Raw genomic sequence first — 20,923 nt, 5'->3', positions numbered from 1 at the left:
TACATTACTAGGATAAGAAAGGGAGCGAAGTACTTATGAAAATGGATCACGTGTCAGCAGTTATTACAGGAGGCGCTTCAGGACTTGGAGAAGCTACGGCAAGAGAGATTATTGCAGCAGGAGGACAGGTAACCATTTTGGATTTGCAGGAAGACCGTGGAAATGAATTGGTAAAAGAACTGGGAGATTCTTCATCATTCGTCAAAACGGATGTTACAAGCACAGAAAGTGTTCAGGCAGCTTTAGATTATGCAGTGAGCACTTTCGGCAAAATCAATGTAGTCGTTAATTGCGCTGGCATCGGTGTAGCGGAGAAAACGTACAGTGGTAGAAAAGGTGCGCATGATTTGGAGAATTTCAGCAAGGTCATTCAGATCAATCTAATTGGGACGTTTAATACAATTCGTCTCGCCGCTGAACAGATGACGAAAAATGAACCGAATAATAAAGGAGAAAAAGGTGTGATTGTGAATACGGCATCTGTTGCCGCGTTTGACGGGCAAATAGGTCAAGTTGCGTATGCCGCATCAAAAGGCGGTATCGTGAGTATGACGTTGCCGCTTGCGAGAGATTTGGCTTCTGAAGGCATTCGCGTGATGACAATCGCACCGGGCTTGTTTGAAACTCCGATGTTTGCTTCATTGCCAGAGAAGGCTAAGGAATCTCTCGGAGCGATGGTGCCTTTTCCTTCGCGGCTCGGCTACCCTGAAGAATACGCACAACTGGTTACAAGCATCTGCGAAAATACGATGCTGAACGGGGAAGTCATACGTCTGGATGGAGCAGTCCGTATGCAGCCTAAATAAAGGCTGGAAATAACTATCGATTAAATGTAAGGGCTTACAAATGAAAATAAGAAAGAAGGGTTTATATGAGAGAAGCTGTAATTGTGGAATGGGTCAGAACACCGGTAGGAAAACGGAATGGTGTATTGAGTGCGATACGGGCGGAAGATTTAGCAGCCAAGCCGCTGGCGGAAGTTATCAAACGAGCGGGAATTGATGCGGGGCTAGTAGAGGATGTCATCTTCGGATGCGTATCGCAAGTAGGGGAACAATCTTTTGATATCGCGAGAGTCGCAGCTTTGCAGGCAGGATATCCGATCGAAGTACCGGGGACGACCGTGGATAGACAATGTGGATCTAGCCAGCAAGCCGTGCATTTTGCAGCGCAGGCTATTATTAGTGGAGATATGGACGTTGTCGTTGCAGGAGGTGTCGAGAGCATGTCGAGGGTGCCGATGGGGAGCAGCCGACTAGACGTGAAGTTTAGTGAAGAACTCACATCGAAATATGAAATGGTCCACCAAGGTGAGTCAGCGGAAAGAATTGCGGATCAATGGGAAATATCAAGAGAGGAAATGGATCGCTACTCGCTAGAAAGCAATGAGAAGGCGGTAACTGCTAGAAAGGAAGGTAGGTTTGAAAAAGAAATCATGCCGATTGAGGTAACACTTCCTGACGGTACGAACATGACAGTGAAGGATGATGAAGGGCCGAGGGAAGATACTACGATGGAGAAGTTGAGTATGTTGAAAACTCCTTTTAGGGAAAATGGCGATGTGACGGCTGGAAACTCCAGTCAAATCAGTGACGGGGCAAATGCCATTTTGCTAATGTCACGTGAAAAGGCTGAAGAACTTGGTTTGAAGCCACGGTTTAAAGTGCTTACCCGCGTAGTGGTTGGTTCCGATCCGACTCTCATGCTGACAGGGCCCATACCAGCGACACAAAAAGCGTTGGAGAAAGCAGGACTAACCCTTGATGATATAGATATTTTTGAAGTCAATGAAGCATTTTCGGTTGTGACGATTGCTTGGTTGAAAGAAACAGGTGTAGATCCGAAGAAGTTGAATCCTAACGGTGGGGCCATTGCTCTTGGTCACCCACTCGGAGCAAGTGGCGGACGCTTGATGAGTACGATGATGAGTGAACTAGAGAGAACCGGTGGCCGTTACGGACTGCAGACAATGTGTGAAGGTCACGGCATGGCAAATGCGACGATTTTGGAACGATTAGATTAATTGCTGACTTTGAATGAAGACACGTAAAAAGGAGAGATTTCATTGCCATTACATTCTATTCGGGTTCTAGATTTATCGCGCTTGTTACCGGGTCCTTACTGTTCGATGCTTCTTGCAGATTTTGGTGCAGAGGTGATTAAAATTGAAGAACATAGCATCGGTGACTATGCGCGGGAGGAATTACCTAAGGTAGGGGAAGATAGTGCGTTTTTTCATTCATTGAACCGCGGCAAAAAGAGCATTTGTCTAAATTTAAAAGAGGTGGAAGATAAGCAACGGTTTAAGCAGCTAGTGAAAGATTCCGATGTAGTGATTGAATCATTCCGGCCGGGCGTTATGAAACGGCTCGGATTGGACTATGAAATTTTGAACAAGATCAATCCAGGGCTTGTGTATTGTGCAATCACAGGCTACGGGCAGGACGGTCCATACGCTAGCCTGCCCGGTCATGATCTAAATTTCATTGGCTATACGGGACTTCTGGATATGATGGGTGAACGACACGGTGCGCCACAAATTCCCGCTACCCAAATTGCAGATATTGGAGGGGGTGCTTACCCGGCAGCAATGGGAATTATACTTGCATTGTTTGAAAGACAGAAGACAGGCAGGGGGCAAATGGTCGATATTTCAATGATGGATGGCGTGCTCTCTTGGATGCCAACAGTCTTTCCCGGTTACCTTACAACAGGACAACAGCCACAAAGAGGTGAATTAGATTTAAGTGGCAAGCGTGCGTCTTATGCTGTGTACGAAACGAAAGACCATAAATGGTTGGCTGTTGGCGCATTTGAATTGAAGTTTTGGCGTGTATTTTGCGATGTCATTGGAAAAGAAGAATTTGTAGCGAAATTGCATGATCCGATAGACGTCCAATTGCAGATGAAAGAAGAAATTCAAGAGATTTTATTGCACAAGACGAGCGCGCAATGGATGGAAATATTCGATCAGGTGGCGGCCTGTGTAACACCCGTTCTGTCGTTCGATGAAGTACTAGATAATCCACAAGTTAAGGCCCGTGGGATGATTCAGGAAATAGAGGATCCAGAAATTGGACCCGTTAAGCACATCGCATCGCCTATTAAGTTGTCGAGAACACCGGCCAAAATACAAAGTTCAGCACCTTTGTTAGGTGAGCATACAGCTGCGTTACTCGGTGAGTATTAATAAGAACTCGATCAGTATGATGTTGCCAGTGGTGTTGAAGGGGAGACTTTTCGTGTCAGGAAAATAGAAACGGTATGTACAAGAGTTCAGTGAGAGAAAGGGGATAACAAGAATGGATATCGGTCAATCACTTTCCCGTAACGCACGCAGAATACCTGAGAAAACAGCAATTATTTATGAGGATCGACGTTATACGTATCGTGAGCTTAATCAAGAGGTGAATAAACTATTACATGGACTCATTCAACATGGCGTGAAAAAAGGTGACAAAGTAGCGCTGATGATGAAAAACTCCGATACATTTATTATCGTCTACTATGCCATTTTGAAAGCAGGAGCTATTACGGTTCCGGTGAATTTCCGCTTAACAGCTACTGAAGTGTCGTATATTTTGGATGATAGTGATACAAGTGTCGTGTTGTTTGACGAAGAGTATGCTTCGTTGATCGATAAAGCAACAGCGGCTAATAGCAAGATAGATGTAAAAGTCACGACGGGTGCTACCGCTATAAGCGACCAAATCACTTACGAAGATTTACTACAAGACCATACAGATGATCCCGATATCTCTGTAGATGAAGCGGATGATGCAGAAATATTATATACATCCGGTACTACTGGCTATCCGAAAGGCGCGTTATTTGATCATCACCGCGTACTTCATGTAGCTTTTAACACCGCCTTAATCCTCAAAATACATCCCGATGATGTATTGCTCCATGCGGCACCGCTGTTTCATTCCGCACAATTAAATTTATTTCTCGTGCCAGGAATTTATTTAGGCTGCACACAAATCGTCCATCAAAACTTCGAACCTCAAAAAGTATTACAAGCTATCGATCAGTATAAAATCAGCTTCTTCTTTGGCGTACCGACGATGTATAATTTCTTGTTGCAAGTTCCAGACAAACAGCAATATGATCTCTCTTCTGTTACGCGATGCGGGTATGGCGCAGCACCGATGCCTGTCGCGTTGTTAGAACAGATTATGAAACTCTTCCGTACAGATCAGTTTTACAATATGTGTGGCCAGACAGAAGGGGGACCAGGAGGCGGTGCTTTTCTCATGCCAGCAGATCATAAAGACAAGATCGGCACGGGTGGGAAAGCTTCGCTGAATACAGAAATACGCGTTGTGAATGATCATGGAGAGGATATTTCCCCTGGTGAAGTGGGTGAGTTTATTATTCAAAGCGAGATGGTCATGAAGGGCTATTATAATAAGCCGGAGGAAACTGCGAAAGCTATACGAAACGGTTGGCTCTATACTGGCGATTTGGCGACTATTGACGAAGATGGTTTCGTTACATTAGTAGACAGAAAGAAAGATATGATCGTTTCAGGTGGAGAGAATGTTTACTCAACAGAGGTAGAACAAGCTCTGTACAGGCATCCTCAATTGCTGGACTCGACGGTAGTCGGCTTGCCAGATCCGGTTTGGGGAGAAAAAGTAGTTGCGATTGTTGTAGCGAAGAAAGACGAGAATCTTGACTATGCAGAGTTGAAAGCATTTTGTAAAGAACATCTAGCGGATTATAAAGTACCAGTCGAATTTATTGAAGAACAAGAAATACCTAGAAATGCGTCAGGGAAAGTGTTGAAATATCGTATTCGTGAAGCACTGGTCTCCAATAGATCTGTTAATCCTCACGTATAAAAATAGATGCTTTTTTAATGGGAAGTAAAGGAGTGGCGGATGCATGAAGAGACCATTTATGACGGAAGAACATGAACAGCTCAGAAAAGCGGTGCAGAAATTTTTAAAGAAGGAAGCCGTTCCTTATATAGAGGAATGGGAGAAAGAAAAGCAAGTGCCTAGGTCATTCTGGAGAAAAGCTGCGGCGCAAGGATTGATTGCACCTTCAGTTGAAGAAAAGTATGGCGGTTTAGGCGCTGATTTCGGCTATGCTGTAGTTATTAGTGAAGAGTTTGAAAAAGTGGCAAGCGGAATCGGCGGAATTGGACTTCATAATGATATCGTTATTCCTTATATACAATCCTTTGGTTCGGACGAACAGAAAGAACGTTGGCTCACGAAAGCTGTGACAGGAGAGATGATTAGTGCAATTGCTATGACGGAACCAGGCACAGGTTCCGACCTCGCAGCAGTTCGGACAACTGCAGTGAAAAAGGGAGACCGTTATATTATTAATGGGGAAAAGACCTTCATAACAAATGGTTTTTCTGCCGATCTTGTTATTGTCGTCTGTAAAACAGATCCTACTGCATCGCCTGCTCATAAAGGCATTAGCTTGATCATAGTGGAAGAAGGAATGCCCGGGTTTACAAAAGGGAGAAAACTGAATAAAGTAGGGCAGCATGCGAATGATACGAGTGAATTGATTTTTGAAGATGTATCGGTTCCTGCAGAAAACCTTCTTGGGAAGGAAGGCAAAGGATTCTACTATTTGATGGAGAAATTGCAGCAAGAACGCTTGATGTGCTCCATACAAAGTTTAGCTTCTGTGCAACAAATGATTGATATCACTTTGGCTTATGTTAAAGAGCGACAGGCTTTTGGTAAGAGGATCGGTGACTTCCAAAATACGCAATTTAAAATGGCGGAGATGCAAACGAAGGCAACCATTGGCCGAACATTCGTTGATCGATTAATTATAGAGCATATGCAAGGACAACATGTCGTGGATGAAGTATCGATGGCTAAATGGTGGACGAGTGATTTGGCGCAAGAAGTAGCGATACAGTGTATGCAATTTCATGGCGGCTACGGCTATATGGAAGAATACGAAATCGCCAGAAGGTATCGGGATGTAGCGGTCAATTCGATTTATGCCGGTACGAATGAAATTATGAAAGTGATTATCGGGAAGAATATGGGGCTTTGAATTAAGGTAGGCGAATCGGGTTCTTCAATCAAATGTATATAAAGCGGTTAGTAAAAAGATTACTTGCATATTAATCATACAAAAAAACGCGATGAAACAAACCATCGCGTTTTTATATTTTACGGTTGGATAAGTACTTTAATACAACCGTCTTCTTTCTTATCAAAAATGGAATAAGCATCTGCAGCGTCTTCCAATTTTACTTTGTGTGTAATAATGTCTGTCGGATCGAATTCATTTGCTTCAATCTTTTTAAATAGCTCTGGCATTAAGTGAATGACAGGGGCTTGGCCCATTTTTAAAGAAACGTTGCGTGTGAAGAAATCACCCAAAGGGAAGTTGTTGGCATCTGTCGCATAGACACCCGTTAATTGCACCGTACCAAACTTTCGTACAACTTGTGACGCTGTGATAATCGGGCTGATCGTTCCGAATTGGTTATCTCCACTTGATCCAAATGTTTCACCTGGTTGCACCGTTCCATCCATACCTACACAATCAATGACGACGTCCGCGCCGCCTTTCGTTTCTTCATGCAATAATTTACCGATATCGTCATGTTCTTTGAGATTATAGGTTTCTACTTTGTTAGTCTTTTCCGCATGCTTCAAACGATAATCGACATGGTCTACCGAAATGACTCGTTTTGCACCTTGCATCCAGGCAAATTTTTGCGCCATTAATCCAATAGGACCGGAGCCTAAAATAATTGCGGTATCGCCTTTTTTCAATCCGCTATGAAGGACACTCCAATAAGCTGTAGGAATAACATCAGATAGCAAGGCGAGATGCTCGTCATCCAGCTCACTGTCTTCTGGAACTTTAAATGAGGTGAAGTCTGCGTATGGAACACGTAAATATTCCGCTTGGCCACCTGGGTAGTTTCCATTTGGCTCAGCAAATCCGAAAAGTCCTCCAACTTCTCCATGTGGATTGGATTCATCACACTGACTTTCCATTTCGTGTTGGCAGAAGAAACATTCACCGCACCCTATATTAAACGGAATGACGACCCGGTCGCCTTTCTTCAATGTTTTCACTTCGGAACCTACCTCTTCGACAATTCCCATTGGCTCATGGCCTACTACATAATCTTGCTCGGGCACAATCCCGCCATGGTATAGATGCAAATCTGATCCACAAATACCACTCGTCGTAATGCGTACGATTACATCACTATTTTCTTGGATACTTGGAGCTTTCACTTCTTTAGTGACCATGGACTTCTTTCCTTGAAATGTTACTGCTTTCATACCATCACATCCTTTTTGCGTTGTGCTTATTTTGTACCCGTCTACCTTCTATCTAAACTAGGAAAGTAGGATATGATTATTGGTACCTAGTAGAGAAGTAGATGGTAGAATTGGAAACATAATGGTGTATGTATGTTAAGAGAAGTGCTATAAAGGGAAGTGAAGAATAAGGAGGGATTCATTCATGTTACAAGAAAGTGAAATGAAGCACTTACAACGATCTGTCGAATTAGCGGAAATTGCGCTACATAAAGGAGATCAGCCATTTGGTTCGGTGTTGGTTTCAGCGAGTGGTGAAGTGTTAGCTGAAGATCATAATCGTACAAGTGGTGGCGATCCAACGCAACATCCGGAATTCGCTTTAGCACGTTGGGCCGCAGACCATTTGGACGCAGATGACAGAGCGAAAGCGACAGTGTTTACGTCAGGTGAACATTGCCCGATGTGTGCATCAGCCCATGGGTTAGTCGGTTTGGGACGAATTGTGTATGCGAGTTCATCGAAACAGTTAACGCAGTGGAAGAAAGATATGGGTGTCACGACGCCTGCTCCTGTGAATAGTTATCCAATTCAAGAAATGGTGCCTGCTATAGAAGTAGTTGGGCCGATAGAAGAGTATGCGGAGCAAGTGCGAGAGTTGCAACGGCAGTACTATCAGAAGAATAATTGAAGTAGATTACGTGAAGAGAGCCTTTTGTTTTGGCTCTCTTTTTATTTCATAATTTCCATTAAAAAGTTGGCGGGATCTAATTCTGTATCAAGTAGATAAAATATCTGAAAATAGTGTATTTCATTAAATAATCGAACTAGACAGTTAAGTTGTTTAGACATGTCGTGGATGCATATACAGTATGGATGGGCACCGACATTTGATACGGCTCATCATTTTCTTCATCTTTTGGTACCTAGTTGATGAAATATTGCCAGCACTATATTTAGGGAAAAGTAAAGGGGTAGATTTACGAGTAGAAGGTAGTGGCAATCAGGGTGCGCTTAATGCGGAAAGCGTGCTTGGGAAGTCGTTGTTCTTTGTGGTATTGCTTCTAGATGCGATCAAAGAAGCGTTACCAATCGTTGGGTGTTTCGCCTATCAATGCAAAGATGTGCTCCTTCTCGCTACGCTTCATTCGCAAAAGTCGTTCTTCGTTACGGCAATCACTGATTCTCTTGGTGTCGGCTGTCTTTCGCTCCAATCAATTAAGTGACTGCGTACACCTTGTGCCACAATCGCGCCCAATTCTAGAATATTGATCAGCGAATAAATGCCGCTTCTTTTTTTGAAAGGGCATCCTCTAACCATTGAGGGTGCATTGTTAACAAATCCTCTGGTAAGTTGTCCTGATCAAAAAATTTAATTTCAAGCGATTCATCTGAATTACATTTAAGTTCCCCACCTGTAATTTCAGCAAGAAAACAAGTCGTTATAAAATGCACTGACTTGCCATTTGGATAATTGAAAACTTGTGAATCGGGATCGGAGTAAACACCAATCAGCTTTTCAATTCTTATGTCTAAATTAGTCTCTTCTTTTACTTCTCTCATGACTGCGTCAGACACTGTTTCACCAATTTCCACATGTCCTGAGGGGATTCCCCACAAGCCCACATCAGCTCTTTTTTGCAATAGAACTTGATTCTCTTGGTTTAAAATAATTACAGCAACTCCAGCTTTTAAATCATCAATTTTCTTCAAATCAAAACTCCTTTCTTCAAGGGAATGGATGGTTTGCTTAATAAGCTAACCTCTTATAATCCACTTTAACATAAAACTCCTATTACATTTTTACATTTTCAATTAATTACAAACAAAAACCCGCCACCGATGATAAATGCTAGTAAAAGATGCAAGGATTCTTTCACGGAATGGCGTGCATGCGCATATCTTGTTTTCTTCACAGGTTTTGTGCCTTGTTTCTTGACGTAGTAAAGAAAACGTTTACCCGCCCACTCTATTTCACGTTTAATTGCGTAAGCATGCAGAAAAATCCTGATAGTTCCGCCATTCCAATTGCAAAGCCTTGTTTCATAATGGCTCCCGAAGGAAAATAATGATAACGAAACTGAAAGCGTTTAGGAAGATATTTGAAAACTGTTTTGCAAAATGATAGACAAACCTTTTTTAAAATGACAGGATTAAGGATTGAATTACAGACAGAGGAGGTGGTCTCCTTCATGTGTAATAATAATCCCTGTGTTATGCTAGCAGGATAAATGTAAACTTGTCGGTGGAAGGGGAAAAAGTCTCCAAACCGCAAATTAACTAGTTAAAAAGGGGAGGAATCATAAAGTGATTATTCATCCAATCAAAGCCTTTTCTGATAATTATATATGGTGTATTCAAGAAGAAACAGAGGCAGTTGTGGTTGATCCAGGAGAAGCGAAAGGTGTCCTTGATTATCTTGAAAAAAAGCAGCTTCGTTTGGCGGCCATTCTTTTAACTCATATGCATGATGATCATACCGGCGGGGTACGGGAGATTCTAGAGAGTCATCCGGAAAGTGTTGTTTATGGACCGAAAGAAACGAAAGACTTGGTGAATAGTGTTGTAAAGGAAGGGGACTCCTTTAATTTGTTGAGCCAAACTTTCCAAGTCTACGAATCAGGCGGTCATACGCATGGCCATATCAGTTTTTTAATGGGAAATCATCTCTTTTGCGGGGATGCCTTGTTTTCAGCAGGATGCGGTCGGGTTTTCACCGGCGATTACGAAGCTCAATATGAAACTTTGCAGAAATTTAAGCGCTTGGATGATGATGTACATGTTTATCCCGGTCACGAGTATACCGAAACTAATTTACGTTTTGCATACGAAATGCATCCCGATAATAAAAAAATCTCCAAATCATTGGAAGAAGTCCAGGAATTGCGTGCGAAAGGACAGCCAACGCTCCCGTCAACGATCGGCAAGGAGAAGGAAATTAACGTCTTTCTGCAAGTGGACACCTTGGAGGACTTTACCGAATTACGTAACGCGCGTGATAACTTCTAGAACCATTACGGGGTTGCTTTTTGCCGAATGATGTATCGTATCAAGTGTAGTAATATAGTATCTATGTTAAAATGAGTTCAATAAAATGATGGAGGATGATAGTAATGAACCAAGTGCTTGTTGAAATTTGTTTACGTGTTAGAGACATTGATGCTACTTTAGATTTTTATACGGAGCTTTTTGATTTTGAAGTAGCCAGTCGCAGAGAATTCCCTGAGCATAAATTTGATTTAATCTACCTAAATTCACCAGGTTCTTCCGTACAGATAGAACTTACGTATAATTATGATGCAGAACCATATGTTATAGGAAATGGTTTTAGTCATTTAGGCGTAACAGTAGATGACTTAGAGAAAATGCATGAAATTTGTAAAGCTTCTTCTTATGAAACAGGTGATTTGAAAGGACTTGCAGGCGGAACACCTTCTTACTTCTTTGTAACTGACCCTGATGGCTATAGAATCGAAGTTAAGCGTAAGCACTAAAACTTTCTAAATACAAAATGATTGTAAAAAGCCTAACCCTCCACCCTCTACTTATTAAATAGAGAAATGAGGATTAGGCTTTTATTTTAATGTCGTGTCATTTCTCGTCTTATTATGAAAATGAGATAACTAACATTATTAAATTCATAACTATATGTGCAAACATATGTCCAAGCATTGCAAGCTCTAGATTGTGCTTCCAATAAATCCAACCAAAGAATAAGCCACCTATACCATTTAGTAGAATCATTCGGAACCAAATGAATGCGGTCATTTCTGTCATATGTGAGGTTGCGCTATAGTGACCTAATGCAAATATTAATGCGCTAATGAATATGGCAAGGATAAAGATCCAATTAGTAGGTTTTTTCGATTTTCGATTAAATAATTTCCAAAAAATAAAAACCAACAAGCTCATTACACCGAAACGCATTATTAGTTCCTCAACAACCCCTCCGTAGAGTAAAGCCGATATAAAGTGTAATGCAGTATACGGTTGTAATGTTTCGATTAAGCTATCTGGTAAGAACGGTTGAAAAAGATAATTGAATCCAATCACAACGACAGCTGCAATCGACCCTAGTATTATAGCTAGTTTAATACCATTTATCCAATCTGACTTTGACTTTACTCTAGCGTTAGGGTGAATAACTACAGATTTCAAACCAACTTTATGAGCTGTGAAAAATCCAATTACAAGAACTACTATTATTATGATGAAATTAGGGATTATGGCGAGTAAGGCTAAAATTTCAGGTGGTCCCGAAATCCCCATCATTTCACTCAATTGCTTTAATTCGGTCGGATTAGTCAATAATATCGATAGTCCAATTAGATAAAGGAAAAACATTGCAATGATACTAACTAAAAGATAAATTAATAATCCTTTAACACTTTTTTGCTTTGTCATATACATCCCCCTCGTATATTAGTTGGAAAATCCTCAAATTAAGATTCTTTATAATTTGCATCCTCTTTTCTAGGAAACCATTCCATTCATCAATGAACATGCATTTGACAACATAATTAGCAGGAGTACATAAATTTATGCGCTGTTGAAAACTCGTCTGCCTATCATAAGGCGATTTACTATGGATAGTTGACTGTAACGTTAATTCAAAAACAAAAATAGGGACACCCACTCATGTACGAATTGAGTCCCTAGATGCCATGCATTTTAAAAAAACTTCCATGTACCGAACCCGTATCTCCATAAGAACAGCATGTTACCTATGCCGATGAAGTTTTTCAGCCCGTGGCCAAATGAAGTAGGAGAGTGAGATCACGATATCAAGGCCTACAATGAGCATCCAAAGCTTCAACATTTGAGATAAAGCTTCCGTTTTGTTGGCATTTCCAATTAGGTAAATCATTGCAACCAAGAATCCGCCACCGATGATAAACGCTAGTACATGTTGCAACGCACCTTTCACGGAATGGCGTGCATGCGCATATCCTGTTTTCTTCGCAGGTTTTGTGCCTTGCTTCTTGACGTAGTAAAGAAAACATTCATCCGCCCAGCGAATCATACTTTTTCCGAATGCGATCGATACCCCGAGATAAATCGCCGCAATGGCATGAACTTGAGTGGCAATAGCGCCGTTATAAAGATCAGTCGCCGTGACGACTAGCAATAGTAAATCGATGACTGGTGTTAACGCTAGAAAAAATAAGCCGAGCCGTTTTTTATTAAATACATATCGTGTAATGAGGCCAGCAAGAATAACGACCCAAAAGCCTATTTCACAAGCAATAATCGTCCAAGCAATGAAATCCATTCATTCACCTCTTTTACTAGAGTGATATTGGTTATGCGTATCATAGCATAAATATTCTAAATCGTTTATGGATTGGATGCCATTTAATGGTTTAATACTTATCTTCTACTATACTTCATCACACTAACTGAAAGTATAAAGAAAATGATGGTGATTAGTAGGAGATACACGACACTGACGAATGGAGAGATTTGCCATCCATTTACTTTGAAAAATACGCCCATATTCAACTGAAAGCTTTCTTTCACTTCAACGGGTGCTTGAGCGAATGCTTCAGCCATAGGAGCGTCCATGAGAATTTGGCGAAGCAAAGTAGCGATATGTGAGATGGGGAAGATGTGTATCATACTTTGTAAGTAGGCAGGTAAAGTGCCGATTGGAATGTAGATACCTGTAAGAAAACCGATCAATGTACCAATTACTGTACTAGCCGCAGCGAATGCAGGGGAGGTTTTAAAGAAAATAACGAGTAGAGAGATCATGGAACCAGCAGTCAGAACGGCTAGAAATATGACGCCTACCGATTGAATGATTTGTATGAATGAAAGTACCGGCTCCCCAGTGGCGAAAAGCATAGCGTTTGCTACAAGAAGAGTCATACTGCACATCAGAAATCCTGTGGAGAGTGAGCTAATTATATAGCCACCGAGTAATACGGATTGTTTAATTGGTGTGACACGGAAATCTTTATAGGCATTGGTTGCTTGGTCGTTTACCATCACACTGAATGCGCCTAATGTAGTCGTCACACTCGTAACCGTGACGACTCCTGCAATAATCCAAGACAGCAACAGCCAATGCTTTGCTGGAAAGTCTGGCACTCCATCCGCGATCAGATCACCAAGAAAGAATACATAGAGTGCAATCAAGATGAACACAGCTAGCAATGAGAAAAACACTGCAGACTTATCCCGAAAATAGAGCAGTACATTTCTTTTAGCGAAAACTAGCATCGTCTACACACCCTCTCGATCATGAATACGGATAAAGACATCATCCAAGCTAGATTTTCGTACTTCAAAAGACGAAATAAGCGATTGGTATTTATGTAGTATAGGAATAGCTGCTATCGTATTCGGCAAATCGATTGTGTATCCTCCAGTTTCTTCTTGAAACAGCACATGATCATGTAGAAATTGCGTGCGCAGTGCAGTGTGATCGGTTGTCGTAATAAATAAGCGATCAGCAGAGTATTGCTGTTTTAAATCAATCGGAGTGCCTTTGGCGATAATCCGTCCTTCTTTTATGACTATAACAAAATCCGAATTCGCGGCTTCTTCTATATAATGAGTAGTCAGAAAAACGGTCATGCCATGTTCTTTTTGTAAGTGTCCGATCATTTTCCAGATTTGCTGACGACTTTGAGGATCGAGTCCTGTTGTCGGTTCATCGAGCAGCAAAATTTTGGGTTGATGGAGAAGGGCACGTGCGATATCGACTCTTCGCTTCTGGCCGCCAGATAATTTGCCGTATCGCTGCTTCAGGATGGAATGAATATCTACAATTTCAGCGCATCGCTGTATGGCAGACAGTATTTCATGCTTCGCCATTCCATATAATTGTGCACGAATTGCCAAGTTCTCTTGTACAGACAATAGTGGATCTAGCAAGCTTTCTTGGAAGACGACTCCGATCTCTTTTCGAATGAATTCATCCTCTTTACCAACCGTAAATCCGTTGACCGTTACGGAGCCGCTGTCCGGTTGGAGCACGGTTAAAATAATAGAAATCACGGTAGATTTACCGGCACCGTTCGTTCCAAGAAATGAGAATAGACTTCCTTTTGTCACGTAGAAATTCAACTCGTCAACTGCTTTCACATGACCGAAAGATTTACTGATATTCTCCACTTCAATGATTGTCTGCATCCTGTTTCCTCCTCTGCCAAATCATATGATTTATTTTCATCTCGTCTGCTTTATTGTGTAAATAAATAAGTGAAATAACAGAGCCATACGCAATAAGCCCCACCAGTACAACCATCACGACATTATACAGCCCGAAAGGATATAAGTTGAAAAATGCACCCGCTACGATCATCACAGTCATGACGCAGCTAGCTTCCAATGTATACACCCACATTGGATTCTCTAGTGGCAATAGATGCGAAAGCCAAATGAGAATCGTAATGACGATGGAAATGACTAGCATGGAAAGAGTCATTTTTTCTGTCAGTGGAGGGAAGATTCCAAGTAACCGGAATAAAGAGTAGACGATTGTGCTGAATGTAAACGCGAAGCAAGCCCCGCTTATATAGAGTAAAAGATTTTTCAACTGGATCACCTCATCCTAGGAAATGCTTTCGAAATATTTTTGCGTAGTGTCGATTCACGATCACCATTTCACCGTTTTCTAAGGTGGCTTCAAATCGCCCATTCAATAACGCACGCACACTTTCTATTTTGGATGTATTGACCATCATATGTTTGCTAACTCGTAGAAATCGCGTATTTTTCAATAGATTCTCAAATTCATAAAGCCTCAATTCGCTTTCATAGACGTCTTCTTGTGTGTATAAAAAGGATGCATTGTCCACTGTCTCGATATATAGAACATCACTGGATTGTATCGAATACACAGCGTCATCTTTTGTAACTGTAAAGCTATACATCATTTGATTGATCTGCTGTATAAGCCGGGATAAGCGTTCATCCACTTCAGGACATTTAATGGTGATTTCAATCTCCTGAAATTTAGCGGATTCTTCAATTTTCAGCCGTATGGTCGTCACCCCCAGTTAGTCTTCATGGCTGAATCGTATCACGGTCATGGAAATCGAACAATAGCTTTTACAGTGACCTGCATATAGAAGGGGCTTAGTTGCATAAAGAGCCGTTACGGTTCAAATGATTGGTGAATTAATTGGACATTTCGTAACGCTGAAGCAGATGAAAATAATCGCATTATAATGTAGTGGTTCCTTATTTTAGTAAGGAGTAGGAGACTTTATTAAAGAAATGAACTAAGTAAAGAGTTTTTTCTAGCGTAAATGTCTAAGAATTTTGTATTTCACTAGTCACTGTTTTAACTGAATAGAAAGGTAACGCCATGCAATTTATCAATCGGCTGTTGAAAGGTTGTCAATTTCGTTATAATCAAGAGAGAAGCAATACATCAGTTCGTAAAGGAGTGAAGCACGATGCAAAGTTATATCGTTATGCAAGGACGTACATACGATGAAGAGAAAGAGTTAGGTGTGCTTTGGTCATTGCAACAAGACAGTATAGGCAATGATCATCATTTTTGGGAACGGATGAAAGAAGTGCGTGAAGGAGATCGTATCTTTCATTATGTAAAAGGGGATATTGTCGCCATAAGTGTAGCGAAGTCAAGTTACCGCGAGGAGCGAAAGCCGTCTGCGATTCCATTGACAGACAGTGAAGACGCCAAAGGGTATTTAGTGGAAGTGGAGTATCACGAACTCGATAAACCGTTGACAGTTGCGGATTGTTTCCATGAACTTCTACCACTATTGCCGATTAAATACTCGGCATTTCAAGAGAACGGCAATGGAAATCAAGGCTATCTTTATCCTTGTAACGAAGAACTGACTTGTAAATTGGTTGAGTTGATTGCGGATTTAAATATCTATGAAATCGATGAAGAACAATTGGAGTTCGTTATGGGGACCGTTCAGAAGACGGAGCATGATTTCCTCATTCCGGTACTTGCTGAAACCGAGTCGGAAACGAAAACGAAAGTGCGAATGGGACAGCAGCGATTCCGCCATGAACTTATGCAGCTCTGGAACGACCAGTGCGCTCTATGCGACATCGAGCTACCGGAATTATTGCAAGCTAGCTACGCTAAACCATGGAAAGATTGCACGAATAACGAACGCATCGATCCGAACAACGGCATCCTTCTCTGTCGCAATCATGATGCGCTCTATCATAACGGCTTCATTGCGTTTGACGGAACAGGCAAAATTCATATTTCATCTAGCATTCCTGAAGGGGATTACGAGAAGTATGGATTGCATAACAAGATGAGAGTGAACCGAACGGAAAAGAACAAGCCGTATTTGAAATGGCATAAGAAGCATATGTTTAAGGAATAGATCTACCCGCTACACTGCATAGTAAGTCTGTCGTCGTATATAAACGCTCTAGTTCCGGTTAAATCACCACACTTCACCGATCACCTTGCAAAACTTGGTGAGTTTACCCTCTTTTTGTAGTATGATGCATAGAGAGAGTGAATTCGATAACATAGTGTGCGGAGGTACGACATGAATTATGGGGATCCGTTAAGAGATAAAAACATAGAACGAGATACGACAATTTATAATAGTGAAGGTTTTGACAGACGCGGCTTTAATAAGTTTGGTTATGATCGTCATGGGTTTAATGAACAAGGATTTAATGCCAGTGGTTTTGATAAGTATGGCTTTGATGCACAGGGCTTTGACAAAAACGGCTATAATAATCAAGGGTATGACAAAGAAGGATTTAGGGCCACGGGCTATAATAAAGCGGGCTTTGATCGAACGGGTTATGATCGTTATGGTTATGATGCAGACGGGTATAATAAAAGCGGTTATAATGTCCAAGGGTATGACAAAGAAGGCTATAAAGTGGATGGTTTCAATCGCCAAGGCTTTCACAAGAATGGCTATAACAGAGACGGTTATGACGTCCATGGTTTCAACCGTGCGGGTTTCAATAAGCAAGGGTATGACAAGTACGGTTTCAATAAATACGGTGTGAGTGCGCAAGGTTATGGAACGGATGGATTTAATAAGCTAGGTTACGATAAGAACGGTTTTAATCGCCAAGGCTATAATAAATTCGGCTATGACAAACGAGGATTTAATCGTGATCGCAAGCATATGAACGGTACGATGTATGACAGCAAAGGCTTTGATTTTCAAGGTGTTCATTTAAATAATAGTCCGTTCGATGACCACGGCTTTGATCAAGCAGGCTATGATGCACAAGGTTTCAATAAAAGAGGATACAATCGTGAAGGATTTACCCGCGATGGCGCACATATTAGTGAAAAGACGTATGATGAAGAAGGTTATGATCAGCACGGTTACAATCGTGATGGCTTTGACCGAGCAGGATACGATGCATCGGGCTTAAATTCGCTTGGCTATGATTCGGAAGGCTATGATGCGCAAGGTTTCAATAAACAGGGTATAGACCGGGAAGGTTATAATCGAGATGGCTTCAGCAAAGCAGGCGTCGATCGAGAAGGTTTCGGGAAGAACGGTCGAAATCGACAAGGGTACGATAAAAAAGGTTTTAATCTGCAAGGCTATGATAAGAACGGTTTTAATAAAGAAGGCTACAACCGATTCGGTTATGATCGATATGGTTTTAATCGGGATGGCAAACATGCCAATGGTACGAAATATGATACAAAAGGATTCGACTGCAATGGCTTCACTCCTCAAGGACTCCATCGAAATGGAACGGACCGGGATGATCAGGGGTATGATAAGTCGGGCTATGATGCGGACCGCTATGACCGAAAAGGCTTTAATAAACTCGGCTACGATAGACGTGGTTATGATAAATACGGCTATGATAAGTCTGGATTTAGAGCGGGTTCGAATTAAGAAAAATCCTTAGTAAAGGAAAACACCTGGCAAGTTAGAGAGTCACTCTAACTTGCCAGGTGTTTTGCGTTTATTCGTTATAGCGTACACAAATACTCTTCCAACCACTGATCAGCTTCTTCTTTCGATGAAACTTCTCCATTTAGCTGACTCACTTCCAACTGAAGTAAAATCTTAGAAAATGTTGGACCTGGCTTGAGTCCCGCTTTTACTAAATCGCCACCATTCAAATAACTTTGAAGTGTGTTGCGATTATATAAATACGCAATAACAGATTCCTGATAAGGCACATGATCAGCTACTAGAATAAACAAGATGGCTTCATCGGAGAAGTTATGCAACAACAGATGGTAGTCTCCAGTTTGTTTGGATTCTTTCCATTGTTCATGTCGTTGTAATTCCATGACTTCTTCTAGCAATTTTTTTCTGTTTTTCCGCAATGTGAATTTCTCTGCGGCATACAAACTATCATTACAATAGAATGGTAGTAAAAAGTAATTGAACCAACTAGGTTTTTCGGCAATTTGTAAATTAGAAATCTTACGTACTTGTTCGTTGTAAATGTGTTCTAGATTTTCAGCTGTCGCGACCGATGCATCCAACTGTTTTTCGTTTATACCGAATTGTTGCCAAACATTCAACTTGAACAGACGTCGAATGACTTCTTGCGGACTGCCTTCCGTAAATAAACGGATCATCTCTTCGTTAATGCGTTGTGGTGACAAGTGGATTACTTTGTCGATAGACTCAAGTGCCAATTTTTCAGTCTGTTCGTCCATCGAAAATCCGAATCGTTGTTCAAAGCGAACCGCTCGAAAAATGCGGGTAGGGTCTTCGACAAAACTCATATTATGAAGGATTTTGATTTTCTTCTCGTGTAGATCGTTCTGTCCGCCAAATGGATCAATCAATTCACCGAATGATTCAGTATTCAGGCGAATGGCCATAGCATTGATCGTAAAATCACGTCGTTGCAAGTCATCGACAAGAGCGGATGTCTCAATCTCGGGTAAAGCAGCAGGCTGTTCGTAATATTCGAGTCGAGACGACACCATATCGATCGATAAACCGGATGGCGTGTTCCATGTCGCCGTGCCGAAGCTTTCATGTTCCATGACGTCACCGCCATATGTTTCCATCAATCTGTTGGCTAATTCAATTCCATTACCTTCCGCCACGATATCGATGTCGTAATTTGGCTTGTCCAATAAAATATCTCGTACAATCCCGCCGATTAAATAAACAGGCATGTCGATGTGACTGGCTGTTTCTCCGATTTCTTTCAACTGCTGTAAAGCCTCTTCAGATAATTGCTTTTTCATTTTTTCAATCAGCTCATTAGAAGAGAGAGTACTTGTTGCATTTTTATCAGCCGTCATATCACTGTACAGCACTTGGATAATATTGGATCGAGTCACAATCCCAACGATTTCTCCATTCTCGATGACGGGCAACCGGCCAATGTTGTGTGTAATGACGAGTTCCTGAATTTCTTCGAGTGAAGCAGCCGGTCCGATTGTGTAGAGTTTAGTCGTCATATACGCTTTGACAGGCGCATGACCAAGTCCATGGTGATTCGCTTTATCGAGATCGCGTCTAGTAATGAGACCGACTAGTTTTCCATTTTCAACGATAGGGTAGCCGGAGTGTCCGTAGCGATACATACGACGGCCAGCTTCTTCAATCGTCGTATCGGGAGTTAATGTTTTAACGGGAGAAGTCATCAACTCTTTTGCAGTAACTGCCGGGCGTAGTATCGTTACCATGCTGCTAAGGATGTCTTCGAGAATTGCTTCTTTATTTCCTTTTTTCACCGTAGCGGAACCTGCGTGTTGGTGTCCGCCGCCCCCAAGCTTTTTTAGAATAGGTAGCAACGTGATTCGTTCTGAATTCGCACGGCCAACGACGCACACGGTATTTTTCATTTTAACGACGGTTATTACCGCATCCGTCCCTTTAACGCCTAATACCTTTGTTGTAATTAAGGCAAGGCCGTTGACGAAGCTATCTAGTTCATGCGTGCTTACGGCAATCTCCAGACCATCGACGTCATGAATTTCTGTATGTGAAAGCAATTGATCCAATAAATCTTGCTGTTCGGATGTTAACGTTTCTTCCGCAAAACTACTGACCATTTCAAGGCTCATTCCTTGCTCGAGTAAATAGGCAGCTGCCTTCATGTCCCGCACGGTCGTGTTTGCATATGTAAATTTCCCTGTATCTGTATACAGGCCTAGCCCGAATAATGAAGCTTCAAAACTGGAAATGGCTATATTTTGTTTACGTATTTCTTCAATAAGTAGAGTGACAGCAGCGCCAGTTAATTCCACGATGCCTTCATCATACAGCACGTCGTTTTCACCTTTTTGATGATGATCATAGATGATGATTTTCCGTTTCGATGCATCGAAATCGTCAGGAAGTTTGCCTATTCTAGATAAAGATGCGACATCGACGATAATCATTTCTGTTACTTGTTCCCAGTCCACCCGAGCGCTCGGCACAAAGTCGAAGACATCACGGTACATATTTAGAAAACGTTGAACGCGGCTTTCGAGCTTATCGGAAATAATGAGCTGTGCGTCGGGATACAATTTTTTTGCTGCGATCATCGAAGCGAGCGCGTCGAAGTCGGTATTGACGTGTGAAGTAATAATTTGCACGGATAGTACCTCCTGTTTGAAAGTTATTTAGTAATATAAATAGAAAAGTAACCACCTTCTACCCTGACCCAGTGGAAGGTGGTTACTCTTTACGTTCGATTGTGTTTATAGAACTAGTTTATCATCACCGGCCAAAATGTTCAATTGAGTCTAA

The 20,923-nt window shown here is 41.6% G+C and carries 20 protein-coding genes; 11 read left to right on the top strand and 9 right to left on the bottom strand.

Going from position 1 to position 20,923, the window contains the following annotated elements; all coding sequences use genetic code 11:
• Positions 1 to 35: 35 nt before the first annotated feature.
• The 5 genes from CSV75_RS13270 to CSV75_RS13250 all read left to right on the top strand — a co-directional run bounded on the left by CSV75_RS13270 (position 36) and on the right by CSV75_RS13250 (position 6,036).
• A complete protein-coding gene (locus CSV75_RS13270) occupies positions 36 to 806 on the top strand; it encodes a 3-hydroxyacyl-CoA dehydrogenase (RefSeq protein WP_099676207.1) in 771 nt (256 codons plus the stop codon).
• Between the two features lie 65 nt (positions 807 to 871).
• A complete protein-coding gene (locus tag CSV75_RS13265) occupies positions 872 to 2,023 on the top strand; it encodes a thiolase family protein (RefSeq protein WP_099676206.1) in 1,152 nt (383 codons plus the stop codon).
• Between the two features lie 42 nt (positions 2,024 to 2,065).
• Positions 2,066 to 3,190: a CaiB/BaiF CoA transferase family protein gene (locus tag CSV75_RS13260; RefSeq protein ID WP_199171366.1), complete on the top strand. Its 1,125-nt coding sequence runs from the start codon at positions 2,066 to 2,068 to the stop codon at positions 3,188 to 3,190.
• Positions 3,191 to 3,302: 112 nt separating this feature from the next.
• Entirely contained in the window at positions 3,303 to 4,847 is a 1,545-nt protein-coding gene (locus CSV75_RS13255; RefSeq protein WP_099676204.1) for a class I adenylate-forming enzyme family protein, read from the top strand.
• Between the two features lie 43 nt (positions 4,848 to 4,890).
• Positions 4,891 to 6,036 carry an acyl-CoA dehydrogenase family protein gene (locus CSV75_RS13250; protein WP_099676203.1) on the top strand — a complete coding sequence of 382 codons (1,146 nt, stop codon included), beginning with the start codon at positions 4,891 to 4,893 and terminating at the stop codon, positions 6,034 to 6,036.
• Positions 6,037 to 6,155: 119 nt separating this feature from the next.
• Here the strand turns inward: CSV75_RS13250 and CSV75_RS13245 are convergent, their stop codons facing one another.
• Positions 6,156 to 7,289 carry an alcohol dehydrogenase catalytic domain-containing protein gene (locus CSV75_RS13245; protein ID WP_099676202.1) on the bottom strand — a complete coding sequence of 378 codons (1,134 nt, stop codon included), beginning with the start codon at positions 7,287 to 7,289 and terminating at the stop codon, positions 6,156 to 6,158.
• A gap of 184 nt (positions 7,290 to 7,473) precedes the next feature.
• On the opposite strand from CSV75_RS13245, the gene CSV75_RS13240 reads away from it, so the two are divergent.
• Both CSV75_RS13240 and CSV75_RS13235 read left to right on the top strand, forming a co-directional pair.
• Positions 7,474 to 7,959: a nucleoside deaminase gene (locus CSV75_RS13240; protein WP_099676201.1), complete on the top strand. Its 486-nt coding sequence runs from the start codon at positions 7,474 to 7,476 to the stop codon at positions 7,957 to 7,959.
• Between the two features lie 181 nt (positions 7,960 to 8,140).
• A complete protein-coding gene (locus CSV75_RS13235) occupies positions 8,141 to 8,494 on the top strand; it encodes a glycerol-3-phosphate acyltransferase (RefSeq protein WP_099676200.1) in 354 nt (117 codons plus the stop codon).
• A 46-nt stretch (positions 8,495 to 8,540) separates the two neighbouring features.
• Here CSV75_RS13235 and CSV75_RS13230 read toward each other — a convergent pair whose 3' ends face one another.
• Positions 8,541 to 8,981 carry an NUDIX domain-containing protein gene (locus CSV75_RS13230; RefSeq protein WP_099676199.1) on the bottom strand — a complete coding sequence of 147 codons (441 nt, stop codon included), beginning with the start codon at positions 8,979 to 8,981 and terminating at the stop codon, positions 8,541 to 8,543.
• A gap of 594 nt (positions 8,982 to 9,575) precedes the next feature.
• Here CSV75_RS13230 and gloB point away from each other — a divergent pair.
• Both gloB and gloA read left to right on the top strand, forming a co-directional pair.
• Positions 9,576 to 10,277 (top strand): hydroxyacylglutathione hydrolase, encoded by a 702-nt coding sequence (gene gloB / locus CSV75_RS13225; RefSeq protein WP_099676198.1) that lies wholly within the window; start codon positions 9,576 to 9,578, stop codon positions 10,275 to 10,277.
• Between the two features lie 104 nt (positions 10,278 to 10,381).
• A complete protein-coding gene (gene gloA / locus CSV75_RS13220) occupies positions 10,382 to 10,762 on the top strand; it encodes a lactoylglutathione lyase (RefSeq protein ID WP_085131504.1) in 381 nt (126 codons plus the stop codon).
• 112 nt (positions 10,763 to 10,874) lie between these two features.
• Here the strand turns inward: gloA and CSV75_RS13215 are convergent, their stop codons facing one another.
• The 6 genes from CSV75_RS13215 to CSV75_RS13190 all read right to left on the bottom strand — a co-directional run bounded on the left by CSV75_RS13215 (position 10,875) and on the right by CSV75_RS13190 (position 15,271).
• Positions 10,875 to 11,672, bottom strand: a complete 798-nt coding sequence (locus CSV75_RS13215; RefSeq protein ID WP_158231665.1) for a CPBP family intramembrane glutamic endopeptidase — start codon at positions 11,670 to 11,672, stop codon at positions 10,875 to 10,877.
• A gap of 316 nt (positions 11,673 to 11,988) precedes the next feature.
• Positions 11,989 to 12,540 carry a hypothetical protein gene (locus CSV75_RS13210; protein ID WP_099630750.1) on the bottom strand — a complete coding sequence of 184 codons (552 nt, stop codon included), beginning with the start codon at positions 12,538 to 12,540 and terminating at the stop codon, positions 11,989 to 11,991.
• Between the two features lie 98 nt (positions 12,541 to 12,638).
• The gene (locus CSV75_RS13205) at positions 12,639 to 13,493 is read right to left on the bottom strand and encodes an ABC transporter permease (RefSeq protein ID WP_099676196.1); all 855 of its coding nucleotides are present in this window, start codon (positions 13,491 to 13,493) and stop codon (positions 12,639 to 12,641) included.
• A 3-nt stretch (positions 13,494 to 13,496) separates the two neighbouring features.
• Positions 13,497 to 14,408 carry an ABC transporter ATP-binding protein gene (locus CSV75_RS13200; protein ID WP_099676195.1) on the bottom strand — a complete coding sequence of 304 codons (912 nt, stop codon included), beginning with the start codon at positions 14,406 to 14,408 and terminating at the stop codon, positions 13,497 to 13,499.
• Positions 14,392 to 14,814: a DUF3021 family protein gene (locus CSV75_RS13195; RefSeq protein ID WP_099676194.1), complete on the bottom strand. Its 423-nt coding sequence runs from the start codon at positions 14,812 to 14,814 to the stop codon at positions 14,392 to 14,394. The genes CSV75_RS13200 and CSV75_RS13195 overlap by 17 nt, the downstream gene beginning before the upstream one ends.
• A gap of 10 nt (positions 14,815 to 14,824) precedes the next feature.
• Positions 14,825 to 15,271, bottom strand: coding sequence for a LytTR family DNA-binding domain-containing protein (locus CSV75_RS13190; RefSeq protein ID WP_099676193.1), 447 nt, complete (start codon positions 15,269 to 15,271; stop codon positions 14,825 to 14,827).
• A 408-nt stretch (positions 15,272 to 15,679) separates the two neighbouring features.
• Between CSV75_RS13190 and CSV75_RS13185 the strand changes: the two genes are divergently transcribed.
• Both CSV75_RS13185 and CSV75_RS16450 read left to right on the top strand, forming a co-directional pair.
• Complete coding sequence (locus CSV75_RS13185; RefSeq protein WP_099676192.1) at positions 15,680 to 16,600, top strand: HNH endonuclease; 921 nt, start codon at positions 15,680 to 15,682, stop codon at positions 16,598 to 16,600.
• Between the two features lie 171 nt (positions 16,601 to 16,771).
• Complete coding sequence (locus tag CSV75_RS16450; protein WP_199171365.1) at positions 16,772 to 18,106, top strand: hypothetical protein; 1,335 nt, start codon at positions 16,772 to 16,774, stop codon at positions 18,104 to 18,106.
• 77 nt (positions 18,107 to 18,183) lie between these two features.
• Here CSV75_RS16450 and CSV75_RS13170 read toward each other — a convergent pair whose 3' ends face one another.
• Positions 18,184 to 20,769, bottom strand: coding sequence for a CBS domain-containing protein (locus tag CSV75_RS13170; RefSeq protein ID WP_099676191.1), 2,586 nt, complete (start codon positions 20,767 to 20,769; stop codon positions 18,184 to 18,186).
• Positions 20,770 to 20,923 lie beyond the last annotated feature (154 nt).

The sequence above is a fragment of the Sporosarcina sp. P18a genome (genome assembly GCF_002743135.1).
Taxonomy (GTDB): Bacteria; Bacillota; Bacilli; order Bacillales_A; family Planococcaceae; genus Sporosarcina.
This window is presented reverse-complemented; position numbering and strand designations above follow the sequence as displayed.